The organism is Pontibacter actiniarum, assembly GCF_003585765.1.
Classification (GTDB): domain Bacteria; phylum Bacteroidota; class Bacteroidia; order Cytophagales; family Hymenobacteraceae; genus Pontibacter; species Pontibacter actiniarum.
This window is the reverse complement of sequence record NZ_CP021235.1, coordinates 3,600,900-3,621,578: the sequence shown is the minus strand read 5'-3', so window position 1 is coordinate 3,621,578 and position 20,679 is coordinate 3,600,900. Positions and strand designations below refer to the sequence as shown.

General features: G+C 51.3%; 16 protein-coding genes. 11 read left to right on the top strand and 5 right to left on the bottom strand.

Annotation, left to right across the window (positions count from 1 at the left end; genetic code table 11):
* The 8 genes from CA264_RS15495 (at position 1) to CA264_RS15460 (ending at position 11,609) form a co-directional block, all read left to right on the top strand.
* Positions 1 to 1,692, top strand: a complete 1,692-nt coding sequence (locus CA264_RS15495; protein ID WP_157593712.1) for an alpha/beta hydrolase family protein — start codon at positions 1 to 3, stop codon at positions 1,690 to 1,692.
* Between the two features lie 50 nt (positions 1,693 to 1,742).
* Positions 1,743 to 2,579, top strand: coding sequence for a carboxylesterase family protein (locus tag CA264_RS15490; protein WP_025608298.1), 837 nt, complete (start codon positions 1,743 to 1,745; stop codon positions 2,577 to 2,579).
* 51 nt (positions 2,580 to 2,630) lie between these two features.
* Positions 2,631 to 3,620 (top strand): DUF6624 domain-containing protein, encoded by a 990-nt coding sequence (locus tag CA264_RS15485; RefSeq protein ID WP_025608297.1) that lies wholly within the window; start codon positions 2,631 to 2,633, stop codon positions 3,618 to 3,620.
* A 254-nt stretch (positions 3,621 to 3,874) separates the two neighbouring features.
* A complete protein-coding gene (gene carB, locus CA264_RS15480; RefSeq protein ID WP_025608296.1) occupies positions 3,875 to 6,688 on the top strand; it encodes a carbamoyl-phosphate synthase large subunit in 2,814 nt (937 codons plus the stop codon).
* A gap of 438 nt (positions 6,689 to 7,126) precedes the next feature.
* Positions 7,127 to 7,405 (top strand): DUF4834 family protein, encoded by a 279-nt coding sequence (locus CA264_RS15475; RefSeq protein ID WP_025608295.1) that lies wholly within the window; start codon positions 7,127 to 7,129, stop codon positions 7,403 to 7,405.
* A gap of 41 nt (positions 7,406 to 7,446) precedes the next feature.
* Positions 7,447 to 9,885, top strand: a complete 2,439-nt coding sequence (locus tag CA264_RS15470) for a YfhO family protein (RefSeq protein ID WP_025608294.1) — start codon at positions 7,447 to 7,449, stop codon at positions 9,883 to 9,885.
* A gap of 120 nt (positions 9,886 to 10,005) precedes the next feature.
* Positions 10,006 to 10,911: a 1-aminocyclopropane-1-carboxylate deaminase/D-cysteine desulfhydrase gene (locus CA264_RS15465; RefSeq protein WP_025608293.1), complete on the top strand. Its 906-nt coding sequence runs from the start codon at positions 10,006 to 10,008 to the stop codon at positions 10,909 to 10,911.
* Positions 10,912 to 10,973: 62 nt separating this feature from the next.
* A complete protein-coding gene (locus CA264_RS15460) occupies positions 10,974 to 11,609 on the top strand; it encodes a DUF4230 domain-containing protein (RefSeq protein ID WP_025608292.1) in 636 nt (211 codons plus the stop codon).
* 153 nt (positions 11,610 to 11,762) lie between these two features.
* On the opposite strand, the gene CA264_RS15455 is transcribed toward CA264_RS15460, so the two are convergent.
* Together CA264_RS15455 and CA264_RS15450 are read right to left on the bottom strand one after the other, a co-directional pair.
* Positions 11,763 to 12,758: an SDR family NAD(P)-dependent oxidoreductase gene (locus tag CA264_RS15455; RefSeq protein ID WP_025608291.1), complete on the bottom strand. Its 996-nt coding sequence runs from the start codon at positions 12,756 to 12,758 to the stop codon at positions 11,763 to 11,765.
* Positions 12,759 to 12,788: 30 nt separating this feature from the next.
* A complete protein-coding gene (locus tag CA264_RS15450; RefSeq protein WP_025608290.1) occupies positions 12,789 to 13,544 on the bottom strand; it encodes an SDR family NAD(P)-dependent oxidoreductase in 756 nt (251 codons plus the stop codon).
* A 106-nt stretch (positions 13,545 to 13,650) separates the two neighbouring features.
* On the opposite strand from CA264_RS15450, the gene CA264_RS15445 reads away from it, so the two are divergent.
* The gene (locus CA264_RS15445; RefSeq protein WP_025608289.1) at positions 13,651 to 14,022 is read left to right on the top strand and encodes a winged helix-turn-helix transcriptional regulator; all 372 of its coding nucleotides are present in this window, start codon (positions 13,651 to 13,653) and stop codon (positions 14,020 to 14,022) included.
* 639 nt (positions 14,023 to 14,661) lie between these two features.
* Here CA264_RS15445 and CA264_RS15440 read toward each other — a convergent pair.
* The 3 genes from CA264_RS15440 to CA264_RS15430 form a co-directional block, all read right to left on the bottom strand.
* Complete coding sequence (locus CA264_RS15440) at positions 14,662 to 15,297, bottom strand: WG repeat-containing protein (protein ID WP_025608288.1); 636 nt, start codon at positions 15,295 to 15,297, stop codon at positions 14,662 to 14,664.
* A gap of 93 nt (positions 15,298 to 15,390) precedes the next feature.
* Positions 15,391 to 16,191, bottom strand: a complete 801-nt coding sequence (locus tag CA264_RS15435; protein WP_025608287.1) for a TIGR02391 family protein — start codon at positions 16,189 to 16,191, stop codon at positions 15,391 to 15,393.
* 119 nt (positions 16,192 to 16,310) lie between these two features.
* The gene (locus CA264_RS15430) at positions 16,311 to 16,796 is read right to left on the bottom strand and encodes a regulatory protein RecX (RefSeq protein ID WP_025608286.1); all 486 of its coding nucleotides are present in this window, start codon (positions 16,794 to 16,796) and stop codon (positions 16,311 to 16,313) included.
* A gap of 215 nt (positions 16,797 to 17,011) precedes the next feature.
* Between CA264_RS15430 and CA264_RS15425 the strand changes: the two genes are divergently transcribed.
* Positions 17,012 to 17,908: a DMT family transporter gene (locus tag CA264_RS15425; RefSeq protein ID WP_237151133.1), complete on the top strand. Its 897-nt coding sequence runs from the start codon at positions 17,012 to 17,014 to the stop codon at positions 17,906 to 17,908.
* A gap of 96 nt (positions 17,909 to 18,004) precedes the next feature.
* Entirely contained in the window at positions 18,005 to 20,593 is a 2,589-nt protein-coding gene (locus tag CA264_RS15420; RefSeq protein ID WP_025608284.1) for a DUF5686 and carboxypeptidase regulatory-like domain-containing protein, read from the top strand.
* The last annotated feature ends 86 nt before the right edge of the window (positions 20,594 to 20,679 follow it).

Below are 20,679 nucleotides of genomic sequence, written 5' to 3'. Positions count from 1 at the left end.
ATGACTATGAAAAACGTGCAGCGGACCTTACTACTACTGCTTCTCTTCTTGACCACTGTACACTCCTCTTTTGCGCAGCGCCTAGACCCGGCGTATGAGCGGCTTTTAGACGAGGCTTTTGAAGCGAAAGGCAAAGGAGAGTATCAGAAAGCAATAAGCCTGCTGGAGGAAGCTATAAAGCATGACTCCAGCGAGATTTACTGGCGTTACTACAACCTGGCAGACTTCGCTACTCTTGCAAAAGATCACAATAAGGCCTTCTACTACTTGGAGAAGGTCCGCACCTCACCTATCGCCGATGAGGTCGTGTGGAATAAACCTTCTTTTGCCCCTCTCCGCACCGACGTTCGCTGGGCATCATTCCAAAAAAGAATAGATCAGGCTGATTCGCTTGCGTTGGCCAAGCAATCTGCATTTGACACCTGGCAGACTAAGTGGCGTGAAAACAGGCGGAAGGAGCGGGAGCAGGCATTGCAAAACGAACCGGGCAAGCAGCTGTATAAAGCTATCCAAAGCTTTGCCTACCAACAGCCAATGGAAGTGCCAGACCGATGGCTGTCGCTGCGGGTGCCGGTAAATGACACACTTGATACGAGGTGCTACGTGCGGGTGCCTCCCAATTACAATAGCCGCCGGCATTACCCTGTGCTGTTCTTCCTGCACGGGGCGGTAAGAGCAATCAAAGAGTTGCCACAGGTTGCCGATTCGCTTAGTTTTAGAAGTGCCGGAGAAGCAGTTGCAAGTATGGCCGATTCGCTTGGCTACATCCTGGTTATACCCTTTGCCAGTAAACAGTTTAACTGGATGACCTCTGAGGCTGGCGCTGCCATTGTGCCTAACACAGTACAGGTTATCCGAGAGATTTTTAATGTGGATGAGCGGCGGCTGTACCTGGCCGGGCATTCTAACGGAGCAACCGGAGCGTTTATCAACCTGGTCCGTAGCCCCAGCGACTTTGCAGGCTTTTACGGGTTCAACACGCGCCCACAGGTGTTCACAGGAGGTACTTTTCTTAAGAATGCCCAAAACAGATCCTTTTATGCGATTGCGGTTGATAAGGATTATTATTACCCCAAGCCAGCTATGGACACGCTTACTGCCTTGGCGCAGCGGTTAGGTATAAACTGGCAGACACGAACGTTTACAGGCCCGCCGCATTGGTTCCCGTTTACCGAAGCGTTTGATGCGGCTGTGCCTGACTTGGCCACAGCCATGCAAGCCGCTAGGCGCAATCCTTTTCAGGACAGTTTATACTGGGAGTGTGATGATGTGACGTATGGCCGCTGCGACTGGCTTGCCATATCAACGTTAGACACACTTGCCCCTGCAGCCGGGTGGCACAAAGGCTACAATTTCGAAATAACAGAATGGTACGATAACGATGCTAATGCCACACCCATAGACACTTTGCAACAGGCCTTTCCTAACAAGCTTCGTTCTGGCGCAGTGCGTGCTGCTTACAGCAATAACACATTCTATATTGAAACGTCAAGAGTAGGGCAACTGAAGCTTTTTGTCTCGCCGGAAATGGTAAACCTTGAGAAACCTGTGCGGGTGTACCTGAACGGAGAACGGGTGCTCAGGAAGAAGCTAACGTATGACCGTGGCTACATCAGAGATACTTTCAACAGCACCTTTGACGAACAGGCACTCTGGGTAAACGAATTCCTGTTTCAGATAACATCTCAATGACAGCAGCCCAAACAACACAGCAGAAACACAAGCTATAAAAACAGATCTATATGAAACTGAAGTACCCTATACTGGCGCTTTTCCTGTTAAGCCAAGTGGCGTTGGGGCAGGAGCTCCCTGATTCTCTCAAAAGCAAGAAGTGGCTCCGCACCATCCAGAACAATGCCCTAGAGGCAGGCAGTAGCCAAGCAATGTATAAACCCGCCAATAGCGGATACGCGCTATACTTTTCACGGGCAGATACTATAAACGTGCCGTACCTGGTGCATGTGCCTAAGTCTTACAACCCCCAAAAGTCTTACCCGCTGCTCGTGTACCTGCATGGGGGAGTTGTAAGCCTAAAGAACTTTGAGTATAAGGACCCTGAGTTTGCCGAAGAACCCATCTTCACAGTGGCAGATAAGTATAACGCTATAGTTTTGTTCCCTTTCGGCAAAAAGGATTTTGGATGGGTAGGGCAGCAGAAAGCCTTTGAAAACATACTTGCCATGCTTCACCAAACCAAGCAGGTGTATAACATTGATGAGCGGCAAGTATATTTAGGCGGCATGTCTAACGGTGGTACAGGTACTTTTTGGTTTATCAGTCATGCTCCCGAGCATTTTGCAGGCTTCTATACGTTTAGCGCCCACCCCGAACTTAAAACCGGGGCGATAGACTTTTCCAACATATCCCAAGATAAGCCGCTGTACTCCCTTCATGCCAAAGACGACAAGGTTTTCCCGTACGATGCCGTCAAAGAGATTTACGATGCACACAAAGCCGACGCACCGGCCTGGCATTTCGAGGTACTGGATTCAGGCGGGCACGGCTTTATTTACCGGGAAAACGGGGAAGAAACAATCAACCAGGTGCTGCGCAAACTCCTTAACCAGCTCAGCAGGTAAACCGCTGAGCCTGCTGTACATTAACTTATTCACGTTTTATCTGCCAATCACATGAAAACGATCTTAGTTACACTGCTCACAGTACTTCTAACCTTTAACAGCTACGCCCAACGCTATAGCGATTTAGTCGCCCAGGCATTTAGCCAACTGGAGCAGAAGAATGAAGCAGAATTCGCGAAAACATACCCTGAACTCTTCTCAGCTTACCTAAAAGAGCTTTCGGAGGAGTACCAGGAGGCGCTTGCCGCATCTGTACAAGGAAATAAAGGGCGCGCTTTTGAACTGCTGCAGCAATTAGTGGCAGACAGCACTTATTTAGAGGAGATCAGGACTGAGAAAGGTTTTGCCGCTCTGCATAAAGACAGCCGCTGGAAAAGCCTGCGGAGCAGTATCCATAAAATTGAGAAAGGGTATAACCTGCCTGCCCGAAAGGCATTACTCCAGATAAGCGACAGAGACCAGGGCATTCGGTTACTGGTGATGGAGGCTTATAAAAAGTACGGAAGAGAAAGCGATGAAGCCCGTAAAGTGCGCAGCACCATGAAACGAGTTGACGCGGAGAGCGCGGCTGGCATACAGCAGGTGCTGGATCGCTACGGGTGGTTGAGTGCCGATGAGGTAGGGTATTTTGCCAATCAAGCCTATTTCCTTGCTGTCCAGCATGTGGGGGATGCGGTGGTGCAGCAAAAGTACCTGCCCGTGCTACGTAAAGCCGTTGAAGCGGGAAGCGCCAAGCCGTGGCACTATGCATTTCTGCAGGACCGCATTTTGATGAACCAGGGAAAGCCACAGATCTACGGCACACAAAAGGTCGTTTCCGACGATCCTGATAAGAGCTACATCATCCCGCTACAGGACCCCGACCATGTGGATAGCCTCCGCGCCGAGGTAGGCTTAGGGCTTTTGAAAGATGATCTGGAAGAAGTAGGTATGCGATGGGATGTGGAGGCGTATAAGAGGCGCCTTCCCGAAATAGAGAGAATGTACCGGGAGCGCTTTCGGAAACAGCAGGCGGAGAGGGAAACCGCTAACCAGCGCTAAATGTAAGCGGGCAAACAGAAAAGAACACGCGTTTGCGCTGCGTTCCCGGCCTGCAAGAGGCTTGTTTTTTGAAGTGGCTGAAAATGATCTTTTTGTGCGGGGGAGAAAGATTAACGGCCGCCGGCACCTTAAAACACAGGATTAAGCTTTAGGCTTGATCTGGAGTAAAGTTTAAATAAACCGGGGCGGGCGTTTTTTTCTTGTACCCCCAAACATTTTGCGCTAACTTTGGGCAATTTATACATACCAACCCAATGCCTAAAGACACCTCGATTAAATCCGTTCTTATTATTGGTTCTGGTCCTATTATTATCGGCCAGGCCTGCGAATTCGATTACTCTGGCTCCCAGGCCGCCCGTTCGCTACGCGAAGAGGGTATAGAAGTAACGCTCATCAACTCAAACCCCGCCACCATCATGACCGATCCGGTTACGGCGGATAACGTGTACCTCAAGCCCCTGGAGAAGAAGTACATCATTGAGATTCTTGAGAAACATAAGATAGATGCCGTGCTCCCTACCATGGGCGGCCAGACAGCGCTGAACCTCGCCATCGACTGCGAGAAAGCCGGTATTTGGCAGAAATACGGCGTACGCATCATCGGGGTGGATATCAAAGCCATTGAGACTACCGAGGACCGTGAGGAGTTCCGTCTGAAGATGCTGGAGCTGGGCGTGAACGTCTGCAAAGGCGAAACAGCCACGTCTTTCCTGGAAGGCAAGGAGATAGCGCAGGAGATTGGATTTCCGCTCGTAATTCGCCCGTCGTTTACGCTGGGCGGCTACGGCGGTGGCTTTGTGCACACTCCGGAGGAGTTCGATACCGCCCTTACGCGCGGCCTGCACGCTTCTCCAACGCACGAAGTACTTATCGAGCAAAGCATTTTGGGTTGGAAGGAGTATGAGCTGGAGCTGCTGCGCGATAACATGGGCAACATCATCATCATCTGCTCCATCGAGAACTTCGACCCGATGGGCGTGCACACCGGCGACTCCATTACCGTTGCCCCGGCCATGACGCTGCCAGACACGGTGTACCAGCAAATGCGCGACCTGGCCATCAAAATGATGAACGGCATCGGACAGTTTGCCGGTGGCTGTAATGTGCAGTTCTCCGTGAACCCGGAGGATGACACCATCATCGCCATTGAGATTAACCCGCGCGTATCCCGTTCGTCTGCGCTGGCCTCTAAGGCCACCGGTTACCCGATTGCCAAAATCGCGGCGAAGCTGGCCATTGGCTATAACCTGGATGAGCTGAAGAACGCCATCACCAAAACCACTTCGGCTTTCTTTGAGCCGGCCCTGGACTACGTGATCGTGAAGATACCGCGCTGGAACTTCGACAAGTTCCCGGGTGTGAACCGCACCCTTGGCCTGCAGATGAAGTCGGTGGGCGAGGTAATGGGCATCGGCCGCACCTTTCAGGAGGCGCTGCAGAAAGCCTGCCAAAGCCTGGAGATCAAACGCAACGGCATCGGCGCGGATGGCAAGGAGAAGACAAACTACGACGAGCTGATCCACGGCCTCTCTAACCCGAGCTGGAACCGCCTGTTCAACATAAAGGATGCGATGCGCATCGGCATCCCAACCAGCACCATCCAGAAGCTGACCAAGATTGACCCATGGTTCCTGGCTCAGATCGAGGAGCTGGATATGATGGAGAAGGAAATTGAGAAGTATAGCCTGGGCACCATTCCTGCCGAGCTGCTGCGCGAGGCCAAGGTAAAAGGTTACGCCGACCGCCAGATTGCCCACCTGCTGCGCTGCAAAGAAAGCGAAGTGCACAGTGTGCGTACCGAGCTTGGCATTAAGCGCGTGTTTAAGATGGTGGATACCTGCGCGGCCGAGTTTGAGGCCAACACACCGTACTACTACAGCACGTTCGAGGGCGAAAACGAAAGCATCGTATCTGATAAGAAAAAGGTTGTTGTGCTGGGCTCAGGGCCAAACCGCATCGGGCAGGGCATTGAGTTCGACTACAGCTGTGTGCACGGCGTGCTGGCTGCCAGAGAGTGCGGTTACGAAACCATCATGATCAACTGTAACCCGGAAACGGTAAGTACCGACTTCGATATTTCGGACAAGCTGTACTTTGAGCCGGTGTTCTGGGAGCATATTTACGACATTATCCTGCATGAGAAGCCAGAGGGTGTGATTGTGCAGCTGGGCGGGCAGACAGCCCTGAAGCTGGCCGAGAAGCTGGACCGCTTCGGCATTAAGGTGCTTGGCACCAGCTACCAGGCCCTGGACCTGGCGGAAGACCGCGGTTCCTTCTCCTCGCTGCTGCGCGATTTGGCTATCCCTTACCCGCCGTTTGCCGTGATCGAGACGGCGGAGGAGGCGCTGGAGCTGAGCAAGGAGCTGAAGTTCCCGCTGCTGGTGCGCCCTAGCTACGTGCTGGGTGGCCAGAACATGAAAATCGTGATCAACGAGAAAGAGCTGGAGGCCCACGTCATCGACCTGCTGAAAGACCACCCGGGCAACAAAGTGCTGCTCGACCACTTCCTCGACAATGCCATTGAGGCAGAGGCCGACGCCATTTGCGACGGAGAGGATGTGTACATCTGCGGTATCATGGAGCACATCGAGCCGGCCGGTATCCACTCCGGCGACTCTTACGCGGTGCTGCCTCCGTTTGACCTGAGCGAGAACGTGATGCGCCAGATTGAGGAGCACACCAAGAAAATTGCCGTAGCGTTGAACACCGTGGGTGTCATCAACATCCAGTTTGCGATCAAAAACGAGGTGGTGTACATTATCGAGGCCAACCCGAGAGCGTCCCGTACGTTCCCGTTCATTGCCAAGGCCTACCGTGAGCCGTACATCAACTACGCGACTAAGATCATGCTGGGAGCGAAGAAGGTGAAGGACTTTACCTTTAACCCTTATAAGCACGGATACGCCATCAAAGTACCGGTGTTCTCTTACAACAAGTTCCCGGAGGTAAACAAGGAGCTTGGGCCAGAAATGAAGTCTACCGGCGAGGCCATTTACTTTATTGACGACCTGCAGGACGATTACTTCACAAAAGTATACTCCGAAAGGAACCTGTACCTGAGTAAGTAAGAAGTATAAAGCTAATACACAAAGCCCTTCCCTGGAAACGGGGGAGGGCTTTTACTTGGTACAGAGGGTGGTAGCTTTGCCTGAGTCAGGATACAAAGGAGTAGGGGATGAGCAGGATTTTTCGCAGCACCGGGTCCAGCTGCCCCTGGCCTGAACCCTTATAGAGGGCTCTTCCCCCAGAACGGGCCCTTGCGCTATAAGAGGTATAAGTTGCCAAGTATAAAGTACAGCCGGCGTGTAAACCTGCTGGCAAAAAGACAGCGCATTATGCCGGGCCGGAACTAAGCCTCCCAAACCTGCATTTAAAAACTATACTCCTTATCTTTGCGGCGTACCGCCAAAGCGTCAGGTAACAAAAGTCTGGCAAAGGAGTTGTAACAAAGTATCGGTACTGTTTTTGCAGTATACTTACCGTATCAAACAAGAGAAAGCATCAACATGATCAAGTTCATATTTACCACCTTGCTCATCATCTTCTTTATCCGTATGGTTGCCCCTACGCTGCTACGGTGGCTGTTAGGCGCTTTCCTGAAGAAAAAGATGCGCAACGGGACCTTCTTCTACTCTACCATGCACCAGCAGCAGCAGGCACAGCAGCAAAGCCGCCAGGGCAACGGCCGCGCCAACGGCGATGTTAAAATCGACTATGTTCCAGAGCAGCCGGAACGCAAAAGTTTCAACGGCGGCGAGTACGTGGATTATGAAGAAGTAAAATAAAACTCCTATCTTTCAACCTCTATTCGAGGTTTTTGAGAGATATGACAACTTCTTTTAACTTTAAGCGCGATGTGCTGCCACATGCCATCGCTGTAGTGATTTTCCTGTTCCTGACGGCGGTGTACTTTTCGCCGGTCCTGTTCGAAGACAAAGCCCTTGCCCAGCACGACATTCTGCAGTTTAAGGGTGGCGCCAAAGAGATACAGGACTACCGGGAGCGAACCGGCGAAGAGGCCCTCTGGACCAACTCCATGTTCGGGGGCATGCCGGCTTACCTGATCCAGACGCACTTTCCCGGCGACTGGTCCGGCTATATCCATAAAATCCTGACGTTCGACCTGCCGGCTTTGGCAGGCAACATCTTTATCACGCTGATCTGCGCCTACATTCTGCTGGTGGCCATGGGCATGAGCTCCTGGCTGGCCATTGCGGGCGCGGTGGCCTTCTCCTTCACTTCCTACAACCTCATCATCCTGGAGGCTGGGCACAACACCAAGTCCCTTACCATCGCCTATATCCCGATGGTGCTCGCCGGCCTTATCTACGCGCTGCGCAAGAACCTCTGGATCGGTGCCGCGCTTTTTGCCGTTGGCCTGACGATGAACCTGCACTTCAACCACCTGCAGATGACCTACTACATGCTGCTGCTGGTGCTGGTGTTTGCCGTGGTGGAGATCATCTTTGCGGTGAAGCACGGTACTTTTGCCGAGCTGTTTAAGCGGGGCCTGGTGCTTTTGGTGGCCGCCATTCTGGCAGTGGGGGTTAACTTCGGAAGGCTCTACACCACGGCTGAGTACAGCAAGTACAGCATCCGGGGCAAATCGGAGCTAACGGCGCCCAACAGCGGCGAGAAAGTAGGCAGCGGCCTGGACCGGGAGTACGCCTTTAACTGGAGCTACGGCATCGGCGAAACCATCACGCTGCTCATCCCCGACTTTTACGGCGGCAGCAGCAGCGCACCTTTAGATACCGATTCTGAAACATACAACGCTTTCCTGAAGATGGGGGCGCCACCGGCACAGGCGGAACAGCTGGTGCAGCAGGGCCTGCCGATGTACTGGGGTGCGCAGCCGATGACCAGCGGGCCAGTGTATGTGGGGGCTATCGTATGCTTCCTGTTCGTGCTGGGGCTGTTTATCGTAGACCGCCGCTGGACGAGCTGGCTGGTGGCCGGTACCATCCTCTCGATCGTGCTGGCCTGGGGCAAGAACTTCGAAGCCTTCAACTATTTCATGTTCGATTACTTCCCGCTGTACAACAAGTTCCGGGCGGTTGCGTCGGCACTGGTGATCGCCCAGATCACGATGCCTTTTCTGGCGGTGCTGGCCCTCTGGAAGCTGATCAACGAACGGCGCGAAATCAAAGACCTGGATAAGAAACTGTTGATCTCGGGCGGGATTACGGCCGGTATCTGCCTGCTCGTGTGGCTCTTTGCAGGTACTGCCAGCTTTGTGTCTGCCGCAGACCAGCAGCTGATCCAGGCGCAGTTCCCGATCGATGCCATCCGTGCCGACCGCGAAAGCATGATGCGCTCCGACGCCTTCCGTTCGCTGGTGTTTATCGTGCTGGCCGGTGGGCTGCTGTACTTCTACGTGAAGAATAAAGTATCTGCTACAGTGGCAGTGGCCGGTGTGGGCTTGCTGATGCTCGTGGACCTGTGGGCGGTGGACAAACGCTACCTGAACAACAGCGACTTTCAGCGCCAGGTGGTGGCAAACTATTTCCAGCCAACACAAGCCGATCAGCTCATCCTGCAGGACAAAGGAAACTACCGGGTTATTAACCTGCCCAATCCGTTTAACGATGCCCGTACCTCTTACTACCACAAGTCGGTGGGGGGCTACCACGGGGCCAAACTGCGCCGCTACCAGGACCTGATCGACCGCCACATCTCACGCAATAACCTGGAGGTGCTGCGCATGCTCAACACCAGGTATGCCATTACAGGCAACCCGCAGCAGCCGGTGCAGCGTGTGCCGGAGCCACTGGGTAACGCCTGGTTTGTGGAGGAGGTAAAGCCGGTGCAGTCGCCAGATGAGGAAATAGAAGCCTTAACGATGTTCGACGCCGGTTCAACCGCGGTGATAGACGTGTCTAAGTTCCCGGTAGAGCGCCGTAACTTTAACCCGGACAGTGCCACAATCAACCTGGTGGAGTATGAGCCGAACTACCTGAAGTATGAGTACCAGGCGCCGAAAGAGGGGCTGGTGGTGTTCTCCGAGATTTATTACGCCGACGGCTGGCAGGCTTACCTGGATGGCGAGCCGGTAGACCACTTCCGGGCCAACTATGTGCTGCGCGCCATGGAGGTGCCGGCAGGCAAGCATACCATCGAGTTTAAATTCGCACCCAAAGCCTATACTGTAGGCAATACCGTGTCGCTTGTTTCTTCCATCCTGCTGCTGCTGGTTATAGCGGGCGCTGTTTACTACGGCGTGAAAAAGAAACCAACGGAGGTGCCTATCGTGGAGAAAGTATAAATTGAGTTCTGACTCTCTCCATTCTTTTCAGTAGATGAGGATTGGTCGCAGTTAAACTAGATTAGAACAACGTAACGTATAAACAGAGCCTCAGCAGTAGCTGGGGCTTCTTTTTGAAGTATGATGGAAGAAGCACCGTTGCAGAAACTGGAGGCCCCCCTGTGGCAGGAGCAGGGGGTAGCGCTGTGGGTGAAGCGGGAAGACCTGCTGCACCCGCACATATCGGGTAACAAGTGGCGCAAGCTGAAGTATAACCTGCAGGAGGCAAGGCAGCAAGACCATCATACGCTGCTTACTTTCGGCGGTGCCTACTCTAACCACATTGCGGCTACGGCAGCGGCAGGAAAGGCATACGGCTTTCGGAGCATTGGCATTATCCGGGGCGAGGAGCACTTGCCGCTTAACCCTACGCTGGCTCTTGCCACGTCCTGCGGCATGCAACTGCACTACATCAGCCGCGAACAGTACCGGCTTAAGAGCGAGCCCGGCTTTCTGCAAGAGCTGCGCGCGCAGTTCGGGCAGGTGTACGTTTTGCCCGAAGGCGGCACCAACCTGCTGGCGGTAAAGGGCTGCGCCGAAATTGTTCCGGACATCGATGTTGATTTCAGCCACATCTGCTGCGCGATGGGTACAGGCGGAACCTTTGCGGGCATTGTGGCAGGTTTGACCGGCGAGAAAGAGGCACTGGGTTTTCCGGCGCTGAAAGGAGGGGCGTTTTTGCGGCAGGAGGTAGAGGAACTGGTACTGGCTTACAGCGGCCAGCGCTACCATAACTGGCAGCTCGCCACGGAGTACCACTTTGGGGGCTACGCTAAAGTAAAGCCGGAGCTGCTGGCGTTTATGGCGCAGTTTAAGCAGGAGCACGGTATCCCGCTTGAGCCCGTTTACACCGGCAAGATGATGTACGGCCTCTTCGACCTGGTCAGGAAGGGCTACTTCCCGAGAGGCAGCCGTGTGGTGGCAGTGCACACGGGCGGCTTGCAGGGCAACGCAGGCTTTAAAGAGCGGCTGGGGGTAGAGGTGTAGCCGTTTTTGTAGCATAATATTTGCAACACCGTATCTGTACTAAAATCAGACAAGCACCCGCGATGCCCCTATTCCGTTTTATACTTAAGCTTATCCCCTGGATCCTGTTACTGCTGCTCGGCGTTTTTCTGTGGCGCACTTTCGGCGGCTTCTTTACAAAAGAAGAAGAGAGGAAGGAGCCAGAGGTGGTGGTGAACTTTAACACTGTGCTGACCTCGGTAGAGGACTTGGGGAAAATGGAGCTGGTGCGCTATAACTTCAAGGATGTGGTGGAGTATGAGAAAAGCGTATCGCGGTGGGTGCCCAACTCCAAAGTAGTGCTGATCGTGGCGGGAGAGGCGGTCGGCTGCGTCGACTTCACGAAGATAACGCAGGCTGATATCCAGTTTCAGGGCGACTCGCTGGTGCAGGTGGCACTGCCGGAGCCGGAGATCTGCTACTATAAGATCGACCATAGCAAGTCCAAGGTCTTCAGCAAAGAGAACACCTACTTTCAGGATGCCGACTTGGTGCAGGAGAGCTATAAATACGCAGAGCAGAACGTAAAGAAAGCAGCGCTGAACTCAGGCATACTTCGCCAGACGAAGGTAAACGCCGAAAAGGTGCTGAAGCCGATTTTAGAAGAGGTAACCGGCAGGCAAGTGGTGCTGGTGCCGCAGCGCCGCATTAAAAACCCAGAGCTGCCACCAAAGCGGTAGGGGGTATCCGGAAACCGTTAGCACAGCTTTAGAGCAAAGGCTGATAGAAGCACAAATGTTGGTGTACTTCCATCAGCCCCCGTTTTGGCACTACCTTGCTACAGGTCGTGCTTTTGCCTGCTGTGAGAGGCTTCGTCAGTTTACGGCAAAGAATTAAGCAACACTGAATGTAATTCCTGTCAACTCTTCACTTAATTTCCACAAGCGTTTGGCACTGGTTTCATCTAATGAGTAGGGCCTTACTCCTGCTGACATTTCTGGCCCTAAAGCTAATGCAGCAACATCTGCATCTTCGCAATACACCCCTCCAATGTTGTTGAGTAATGGGCTTGTAGCAGACCAAACCGTTGTAGCCGCACCTTGCGGAATGGTTTTCAGCGATGCGACGACTTCCTGAACCGGTTTTCCATTGTCGTCGTAAAAGCCAAATTGCTGCAAAATTTCTAGTGGTGCTTCCCGGGTTAACTCAGTTCCCCATATGTTGCCAGGGTGTACGGCGTATGCTCTAACCCCGAATGCTTTAGCACGATCGTCTAACGCAAGTGAAAACAGGTTGACAGCAGTTTTTGACTGACCATAAGCTGACAAGGTTTCGTACGCACGGTTTTCAAAGTTCGGGTCTTCAAAATTGAACGGTGCGAACTGGTGCCCCTGTGAAGATAAGTTAATTACTCTTGCCCCATTGGCATTTTTAAGTGCACTCCACAAGCGTGCTGTCAGTTGAAACAGCGCTAAATAATTGGTAACCAACTGAGACTCTAATCCCCGGCTGTCTCTGCGTAGCGGAACAAACATAATGCCCGCATTATTGATTAGCAGATGCAACGGTCTGCCCGAAGCCAGAAACTTCTCGGAAAACCTGTCAATAGAATCGGGACTAATTAAGTCCATTTCTTCTATTTCCACATTGGAAACTCCCTGCAGGTTTTTCTTCGCCTTATCAACGTCCCTTGCAGGAACAACTACTGTTGCCCCTGCAGCAGCAAGTGTTTTGGTGGTTTCTAAGCCAATGCCTGTATTGCCACCTGTTACGATGGCCGTCTTTCCTGTAAGGTCTATTCCTTTGATGACTTCTATTGAGGTAGAAGCCGCATGAAACCCTGAACCAAGTGGCTTCTGTAAGGCTCCGTTATGGTTATTCTGTTCCATTGTCTTTACGGTTTGTCTGTTTTCTGAATTTTACAAACCGTAAATGCCGCCTGAAACGGAAATTTTCTCTCCCGTAATCCACGCTGAATCATCGGATGCAAGAAACACGGCCACTTTCGCAATATCTTCTGGCTGCCCGGTACGACCTAGAGGCGTGCTGGAGACTAATTTTGTTTCGGCTTCACTGCCGATAAAGCCCGCGCTATGTGAACCTTCGGTTTCTACAACACCCGGCAGAATGGAGTTGATACGGATGTTCCTTCCGGCAAATTCTTTCGACAGAGAAATGGTAACGGCATCTAACGCAGCTTTTGTGGCTGAATATACCGACCCGGTCGGCAATGGCGTGTTGCTGGCACCTGAACTGATATTGATGATGTTGCCCCCCTTATCGCCAAACAGTTTCACCGATGCCTGGATGGCGAGTATAGCGCCTAAGACGTTGATGTTGAACTGCTGATGAAACGTATCTGCCGATACCTGTTCAATCGGTTCGTATAGGTAAACGCCCGCATTGTTCACCAAAACATCTAATGTGCCGAAAGCACTTTTTGTTTCTTCAAACAGCCTGTTTACATCAGCTTCTTTCGATACATCACCTTGTACCGCTATTGCCGTACCTCCGTTATCGGTTATAACCTTCACAACTTTATCCGCTCCCTCTTTGCTCGAAGCATAATTCACAACAACCTTTGCTCCTTCTGCCGCAAAGTGTTGTGCAATAGAAGCACCTATGCCTTTCGATGCTCCTGTAACTATTGCTACTTTGTTTTTTAACTTGCTCATTTTGAATTGATCCGTTTGATTGAGCTGCAAAGTTAGACTGCATTAATTTATTTCCGTAACTTGGTATCTAAAAGTAACAGTAACCTCGAAGTAACAAAGTAACCTTATGGAGTGCCAGGCAAAAGAGTATCAAAAAGAGCACAAGAAAGAAATGATGGCTGTTCAGGATTCAATGGACGTGCTGAGTGGGAAATGGAAAATCGCTATAATTTCATCTATCTGCTATTACAACAAAAGAAGATTTACCGATATTCTGAATGATGTGGTGGGCATTTCCAACAAAATGCTGAGCAAGGAACTGAAGGAGCTGGAAATTAACCAATTGGTTAAGCGAACAGTTTTAGACACGCAACCTGTAGCGGTTCAGTATGAGCTTACCGAACACGGTCTGACGCTACAGACCATCATTAAGAATCTGACAGAATGGGGAGTAGAACACAGAAAGAAAATTATCGGCAAAGAGCTTTCTGGTTCATAAGATGGGCGGGTGGTCGTGACGTTGGCTGTAACGTTATTTGTATAGCAGAAGGGCGCGGCGTCAGCAAGGCTTTCTGCTATACCTTGTTGGGCTGTCGTTGTTTTTAAGCTTTAGCTGTTGAGACTTTAGTAAAGCAGTAAACACAGGCTACACTACCTATAATGGTCGCAGTTATGTCCTTCTGGTCAAACGTAAGGTTACCATTCAATTGCGAGTACTCCCACAGAATTAGCCCTACTGTATTCAATGCGGTGACGAACAAAAAGGCTATAGCAAACTGTTTATTCTTGTTCTAAATGGATAGTAATTGCTGCGTATTAGTGCGTTCTAATTCAGCTAACACGCCATAATATGCACCAAGAGCCAAAACCCGCTAAGAAATTAGGCACTACACCAAGTAGTTCAGGTATAAAACCTGTGCCTTTTCCATAAGTAGGTCTTAAGAAGGTTCTACAGATTTCCAATGTAGCTGAGGAAAACAAAGCTATTCCTACAGTCAAACTAAAAAGTACTAAATATCTGTTTTGTTTATTATTCATTTAATTCTTTGCTTTTGCTTTAGACCAACGGACTCGTGCAAACAGCGAGCGAGGCTGTCGGCTGAAGCATGGTATTTGCACAATGTTGGCAGAAGTACTTCTATTCATTAGGTATTTCCCAGTGGATTTCATTCATGATTTGGTTGAATGAATATGCTCCAATTTTTATTATTGTGCCTTTCTCGTTGATGTATCCGTACCTTTCACAAATGATGGAGGAATGATTGCAGTCCGTTTCATCAGCATGTGTGTCCAGCGGCTCCCTTTTGCAATTCTCTCCAACTATTGCTTTTCCCTTATGAAAAGTGGTTGCGAACTCAAACTGGGGTTTAATAACTATCTGTCCTTTATGGTCAGCATAGCCGATTAGATGTCTATTGTCTACTATTCTGATTTTGTTTTCAACAAGATAGTCTGGGGATGGCTCCCCATAACTTGCATTAAAGACGTTAAATAGCACTTTTTCATCTGCGTTGATTGCTGTCCAGCCTGGGCCATCGTCAACCCCTGCTCTCAGTCCAAAAATTGCAAAATAAACATATTCATCAGGATTGAAGCACATAAAGTACTTGTCTGGGTCAAGCTTGCGTATGAGCTTCCCTTTTTCATCTACCAAAAAAAATAATTCTTGCCAACCACCAGTTTCTTTCACTGCCACCTTGAACTTTTTCTGCCCGTAGGTGATGCTAACGCTTAGAAAAAGGACTAAGATCAAAATGAAGTTTCTGAGACTCATATTATATGTATTACCACTAACGGGCTTGCCTGAGAAGGTGTGCGAGGCGCAGCCGAAGCATAACTTATAGGCTGGGTTAGGCCTCGTTATTCTTTATTTTAGTCCAGTTTTGAAAGTTTTATCTAATCGTCGATATATTATTGATGCTACTATCAATGATTCAGCCATTTCATCTATTTGTGTGTCTTCAAAGATTTTAGGATTATGTGCTTTAGGATTTCTATACATACTAAAAAATCCTTTAAGGAAATTGGCAAATCCCTTATGTTCACTTTCTTCACTGGGAGTTAAAAGCATATTGAAAGCTAACATTGGTTTCTTGTCCTTTCCAAGACCAAAACATTCGTCTACTAATTCACTTCCGTCAGAAGTATAGCCACTCATATTCCGTAATTTGTCAGCTATACATTTAGTAATCTCCAAGATAGCATGAAAGTAATTTTCTCTTAACCACTCTTCTTCGCAGAACCTGACAATTTCAGTATGCGTGTTATATCCTTTTATCTTTTGTTTTATTTTTTGAGACCTTTCTTTTGCTTCTGAAATTGTAGATGCTTTTGTTACACGGCTTACTGCTCCAGAAGAATTTATTTCATAGCCTTCAAACAAAAGTTTTTCGTTAAATTTTGCTCTTGCCTTTTCGAATTCTAATTCATCATCAAACCTTCTTGGTGATATAACTTTTTGTACAAAGTTGATTACGTTGTTCCCACAACCATCCCTATTTTGCCGATACTTTAAAGAATGGTAAATACGATCAGCTTTAGAACTTACTTGTAGATTTACTTCAATGCCAGAGCTTTCAAGAAGTTCGATGAGTTGTTTATGAGATAGGACATCGGAACCAACATTAGCAATATTTCTGATTGTTGAGTCTTCTAACTTGTTTATCATTTTAGTTACTAATATGGCCTAACTACCAGCTAGCAGGAGTGCCTACTCCCACTATCTGCACTATGTCTGGAATGTCTTTTAAAGCTTAGTGCACAATGCTTACTCAATATACGAAATTTCTAATTATTCTCCAGGCCCTTCAGTGCATCCTGGATCAGGTCATTCTCATAGCCTTTGCTCATCAGGAAGTAAGTTAGCTTTTGGCGGCGGGTGAAGGGGTTCTTTTCTTTTTCGGAGGCGTTTTTCTTCTCCAGCAGCTGTAGCAGGTTCTGCTCGTACACTTCGGGGTCAATCTCCTTCAGGCCCTGCTTTACGCAGTAGTCGGAGATGCCTTTGCCTTTAAGGCCCTGCATAATCTTACGGCGGCCCCACTTCTTCAGGCCATACTTGCCGCGGACGTAGCTCTGGGCATAGCGCTCCTCATCAATCAGCTTTTCCTGGCTCAGGCGCACGATCAACTCCTCCACGTCGTCAGGTTCCAGTCCGTAAGAGTACAGTTTGTCGCGCACCTCCTGTTGGGTGCGGTCCTGGTAGGCGCAGTAGGCGGCCGCCTTTATCAAGGCCTCTTTAGGGGTGTAGGTTTTCTGTTTCTTCTGTCGCTCCAAAAGTATAGCGTTAGTGTCATTCGTTAAACATGCCGCAGCTGCGCATAGTTCTGCCGGAGGCATGGCGGTATAAAGTTAAGAAGTTAGGCGCTGGGAGGGCTAGTGCGGGGCGGTTAAGTTACGGCCCGTGCGTGCTTTCATGCTGCAAATCCTGATCCAGGCAATTAGCAAAGCCCAATCAAAACCCAGACCTTTGTAGTGAAAACTGTTTAAGAATGAAGCTATCCAAGGGAGTTATATACATGCTGCTGTCCACGTTCTTCTTTTCGTTGATGCAGGTGTGCGTGAAGTGGGTGCCGCATATTCCGGCGGAGGAGATAATTGTCTTCAGGTCGCTGATCTCACTGGTGATCAGCCTGGCGTTTCTGCGCAGGGCGGGGGTGAGCGTGTGGGGCAACAACCGCAAATGGCTCTTTGCCCGGGGGGGCTTCGGGGCGGTGGCCCTGATCCTGTTCTTTAACGTGCTGCAGAACATACCGCTGGCTACGGCCGCCACACTGCAGTACCTGTCCCCTATCTTTACGGCCATACTGGGTATTTTTATAGTGAAGGAGCGGGTGCGGCTTTGGCAGTGGGTTTTCTTTCTGGTGTCGTTTGCGGGTGTTTTGGTGATTGAGGGCGTGGAAACCAATGTGGAGGGGCTTTACCTGTGGCTGGGCGTGGTAAGCGCTTTCTTTACCGGTGTGGCCTACAGTATTGTGCGCAAGCTGAATGTGCAGGAGCACCCCCTGGTGATCATCTTCTACTTTCCGCTTGTAACGCTGCCGGTGGTGGGGGGGTATACTTTGTTCAACTGGGTGCAGCCCGAAGGCTGGGACTGGGCCATGCTCCTGCTGGTGGGGCTGTTTACGCAGCTGGGGCAGTACTACATGACCCTGTCTTACCAGCATGAGGAGATCTCCAAGGTGGCGAACCTGACCTATATCAGCATTGTTTACGCCCTTCTCTTCGGCTTTTTCTTCTTCGGCGAGCTGCTCAACACCTGGACCTACGTCGGCATGGCGCTCGTGCTGCTGGGCGTGATCCTGAACGTGCAGTACAAAAATAAGATCAGCAAGAAAGCAACCCTGGCCGCCGAAAGTGGCTCTACAGAAGTAGAAACGGAAGTATAGCAGCACTTAAAGTATAAAAAGTATAAACAGGTGCTGGATACTTGAAGTTTCTTGTGTAACTTTTGTACATAACTTCTGCCACTAAACCCATAGCACATGCGCCCTTACTACCTGTTCCTGCTGCTGCTTGTTTTGCCCACCCTCACCATGGCGGGTACGCTGCATGGCCGCGTGACCGACGAAAACAACCGGGGCCTGCCTTTTGCCAGCATCTACATCAAAGAAACAGCCAGCGGCACCGCCACCAACGACCAGGGCCTGTACCAGCTGCAGCTCAGCCCCGGTACCTACACCCTGGAGTTTAAGTATGTGGGCTACCGCGCCCACACCGAAACCGTTACCGTCGGGGATGGGGCAGAGGAGCTGAACGTGCAGCTACATCCCGAGGTGCTGAACCTGAAGGAGGTGGTGGTAAAAGCCGCCGACGAAGACCCCGCCTACACCATTATGCGCAACGCCATCCGGCTGCGCAAGTACCACCGCGACGAGGCAAAAGCGTGGAGCGCCCGCGTGTACATGAAGAGTGTGGCCCGCATGGACAAAGTGCCGCCGAAGGTGCTGGGGATTAAGGTGGTGGATGTGGACACGGGAATCGTGTACCTGTCGGAGTCGGTGTCGGAGCTGGCGTTTAAAAAGCCGAACAAAATTCATGAGCGGATGATATCGAGCAAAGTGAGCGGCCAGAAAAAGGGCTTCAGCTTTAACCAGGCCTCCGAAATGAATATCAGCTTCTACGATCCGCTGCTGAAGGTGGAGGGCCTGAGCGAGCGGGGCTTTGTATCGCCGCTGGCCAACAACGCGCTGTTCTTTTACCGCTTTGAGTACCTGGGGGCGTTTGAGGAGAACGGCCGTACCATCAACAAAATCAAAGTCATCCCCCGCCGCAAAAGCGACCCCGTGTTCTCCGGGAGCATCTACATCGTAGACGGCAGCTGGCGCATCCACAGCACCGACCTGTGGCTAACGAAGGACGCCGGCATTGAGTTCGTGGACTGGCTTCGGGTGCGGCAGGTGTATGCGCCGGTTGCTGAGCAAGTATGGCTGCCGGTGTCGCAGCGGTTTAGCTTTGAGGCCGCGGGGCTCGGCTTTAAGGGCGGTGGGTATGCCATGGGCGTGTACTCTAACTATAAGGTGCAGCCGGCCTATGCCCGCCCTCCGAAGCTGGAGGAGGTAGAGCCGGAGCCGCCCGAAAAAGATGCCACCGCAGCGAAACAGCCCAAAAGAGCAAAGTATAAACTGGTAGCGCCGGAAGAGGCGGCCGCGGAGGCACAGCCCGTGATCAGCGAAAAAGTGTTCAGCAAGGAGGTGCTGCTGGTAGAGAAAGGCGCAAACAAGCGCGACTCAGCCTACTGGGCATCGGTTCGCCCGGTGCCGCTCACGCAGGAGGAGGTGGTGGATTACCACAAAAAGGACAGCCTGGAAGTGATCAAGAACTCCAGACCTTACCAGGACTCGCTGGATGCGGTGCGAAACAAGCCGTCTTTCGGGAGCTTTCTGCTGGGGGGCTATACTTACTCCAACACCTATGCGCGCAAGTTCTACCGTTTCGACCCGCTGCTGAGCCTGACGGGAGGGCCAAGCATTTTGCAGTACAACACAGTGGAGGGCGTGGCGGCAGATGTGCGCCTGAACTACCTGCGGAGCTTTGAGGACCGGCGCTCCTACCAGGTAGAGCCGGCCGTGCGCTACGGTTTCAGCAACGAAAAGCTGAACGCCAAACTGCGCATAAACTACAGCTACGACCCGTTCCGGAACAGTGTGGTGAGCGTGGAGGGCGGGCGCTATGTGTACCAGATCAACAACCAAAACCCCATCTCCCCTTTTGTAAACACGCTGTACACCTTACTGGCTGAGCGCAACTACCTGAAACTGTACCAACGCGACTTTGGGCAGGTGCACTACCGCACCGAGCTCTGGAACGGCGTGCGGCTGAGTACCACGGTGGATTATTCGCACCGCATGCCGCTGGAGAACACCGCCGATTTCACGTTTAAAGACCGGGAGAAGGATGAGCCAACCCGCTTTACCTCTAACATACCCGTAAACGCAGAGCTGGAAGACGCCGCCTTCACTCCCCATGAGGCCCTGACGGTGACCGCCGCTCTGACCTTTAAGCCGGGCCAGCGCTACATCTCGCGCCCCGACGATAAAATCAACCTGGGTTCTACCTACCCGACCTTTACCTTGAGCTACAGAGGCAGCCTGAAGGTGCTGGGGAGTGATGTGCAGTACAACACGGCAGGGCTAAGCATTCGCGACGACGTGAGCTTTGGCCTGCTGGGCCGCAGCAAGTACAGTGTGCTGGGCGCTGTGTTCTGGGGCAAGGAGGACATGCGCCTGATGGACTACAGGCACTTTAACGGCAACCGTACGTTGGTGGCAGGCGTTTATGAAGGCTTCCAGCTGCTCGACTACTACCGCTACAGCACGAACAACCGCTACCTGGAGGCGCATTACGAGCACCACTTCAACGGCTTCCTGTTTAACAAGATACCGCTGTTCCGCAAGCTGAAGTGGCAGGAGGTGGTGAGCCTTAACTACCTGAATACGCAGGAGTCGCGCCATTACCTGGAGCTGGGGCTCGGGGTAGAGCATATCTTTAAAGTGTTCCGGGTGGATTTTGTGACATCGTTTCAGGAAGGGAACAGGGCCAGGACGGGCATCATGGTTGGCTTCGGGTTCTAAGCCTGATAGAGACGGCTGATGGAGGGGCCCGCGCCGTACAGGCCTCCTGCATAACCTATTAACGCGACAGTCGTTAAAAATAGCCT

Coding starts and splice junctions, on each gene's coding strand:
- CA264_RS15495 (WP_157593712.1), top strand. CDS start 1: ATGACTATGAAAAACGTGCAGCGGACCTTACTACTACTGCTTCTCTTC.
- CA264_RS15490 (WP_025608298.1), top strand. CDS start 1,743: ATGAAACTGAAGTACCCTATACTGGCGCTTTTCCTGTTAAGCCAAGTG.
- CA264_RS15485 (WP_025608297.1), top strand. CDS start 2,631: ATGAAAACGATCTTAGTTACACTGCTCACAGTACTTCTAACCTTTAAC.
- carB (WP_025608296.1), top strand. CDS start 3,875: ATGCCTAAAGACACCTCGATTAAATCCGTTCTTATTATTGGTTCTGGT.
- CA264_RS15475 (WP_025608295.1), top strand. CDS start 7,127: ATGATCAAGTTCATATTTACCACCTTGCTCATCATCTTCTTTATCCGT.
- CA264_RS15470 (WP_025608294.1), top strand. CDS start 7,447: ATGACAACTTCTTTTAACTTTAAGCGCGATGTGCTGCCACATGCCATC.
- CA264_RS15465 (WP_025608293.1), top strand. CDS start 10,006: ATGATGGAAGAAGCACCGTTGCAGAAACTGGAGGCCCCCCTGTGGCAG.
- CA264_RS15460 (WP_025608292.1), top strand. CDS start 10,974: ATGCCCCTATTCCGTTTTATACTTAAGCTTATCCCCTGGATCCTGTTA.
- CA264_RS15455 (WP_025608291.1), bottom strand. CDS start 12,758: ATGGAACAGAATAACCATAACGGAGCCTTACAGAAGCCACTTGGTTCA.
- CA264_RS15450 (WP_025608290.1), bottom strand. CDS start 13,544: ATGAGCAAGTTAAAAAACAAAGTAGCAATAGTTACAGGAGCATCGAAA.
- CA264_RS15445 (WP_025608289.1), top strand. CDS start 13,651: ATGGAGTGCCAGGCAAAAGAGTATCAAAAAGAGCACAAGAAAGAAATG.
- CA264_RS15440 (WP_025608288.1), bottom strand. CDS start 15,297: ATGAGTCTCAGAAACTTCATTTTGATCTTAGTCCTTTTTCTAAGCGTT.
- CA264_RS15435 (WP_025608287.1), bottom strand. CDS start 16,191: ATGATAAACAAGTTAGAAGACTCAACAATCAGAAATATTGCTAATGTT.
- CA264_RS15425 (WP_237151133.1), top strand. CDS start 17,012: ATGAAGCTATCCAAGGGAGTTATATACATGCTGCTGTCCACGTTCTTC.
- CA264_RS15420 (WP_025608284.1), top strand. CDS start 18,005: ATGCGCCCTTACTACCTGTTCCTGCTGCTGCTTGTTTTGCCCACCCTC.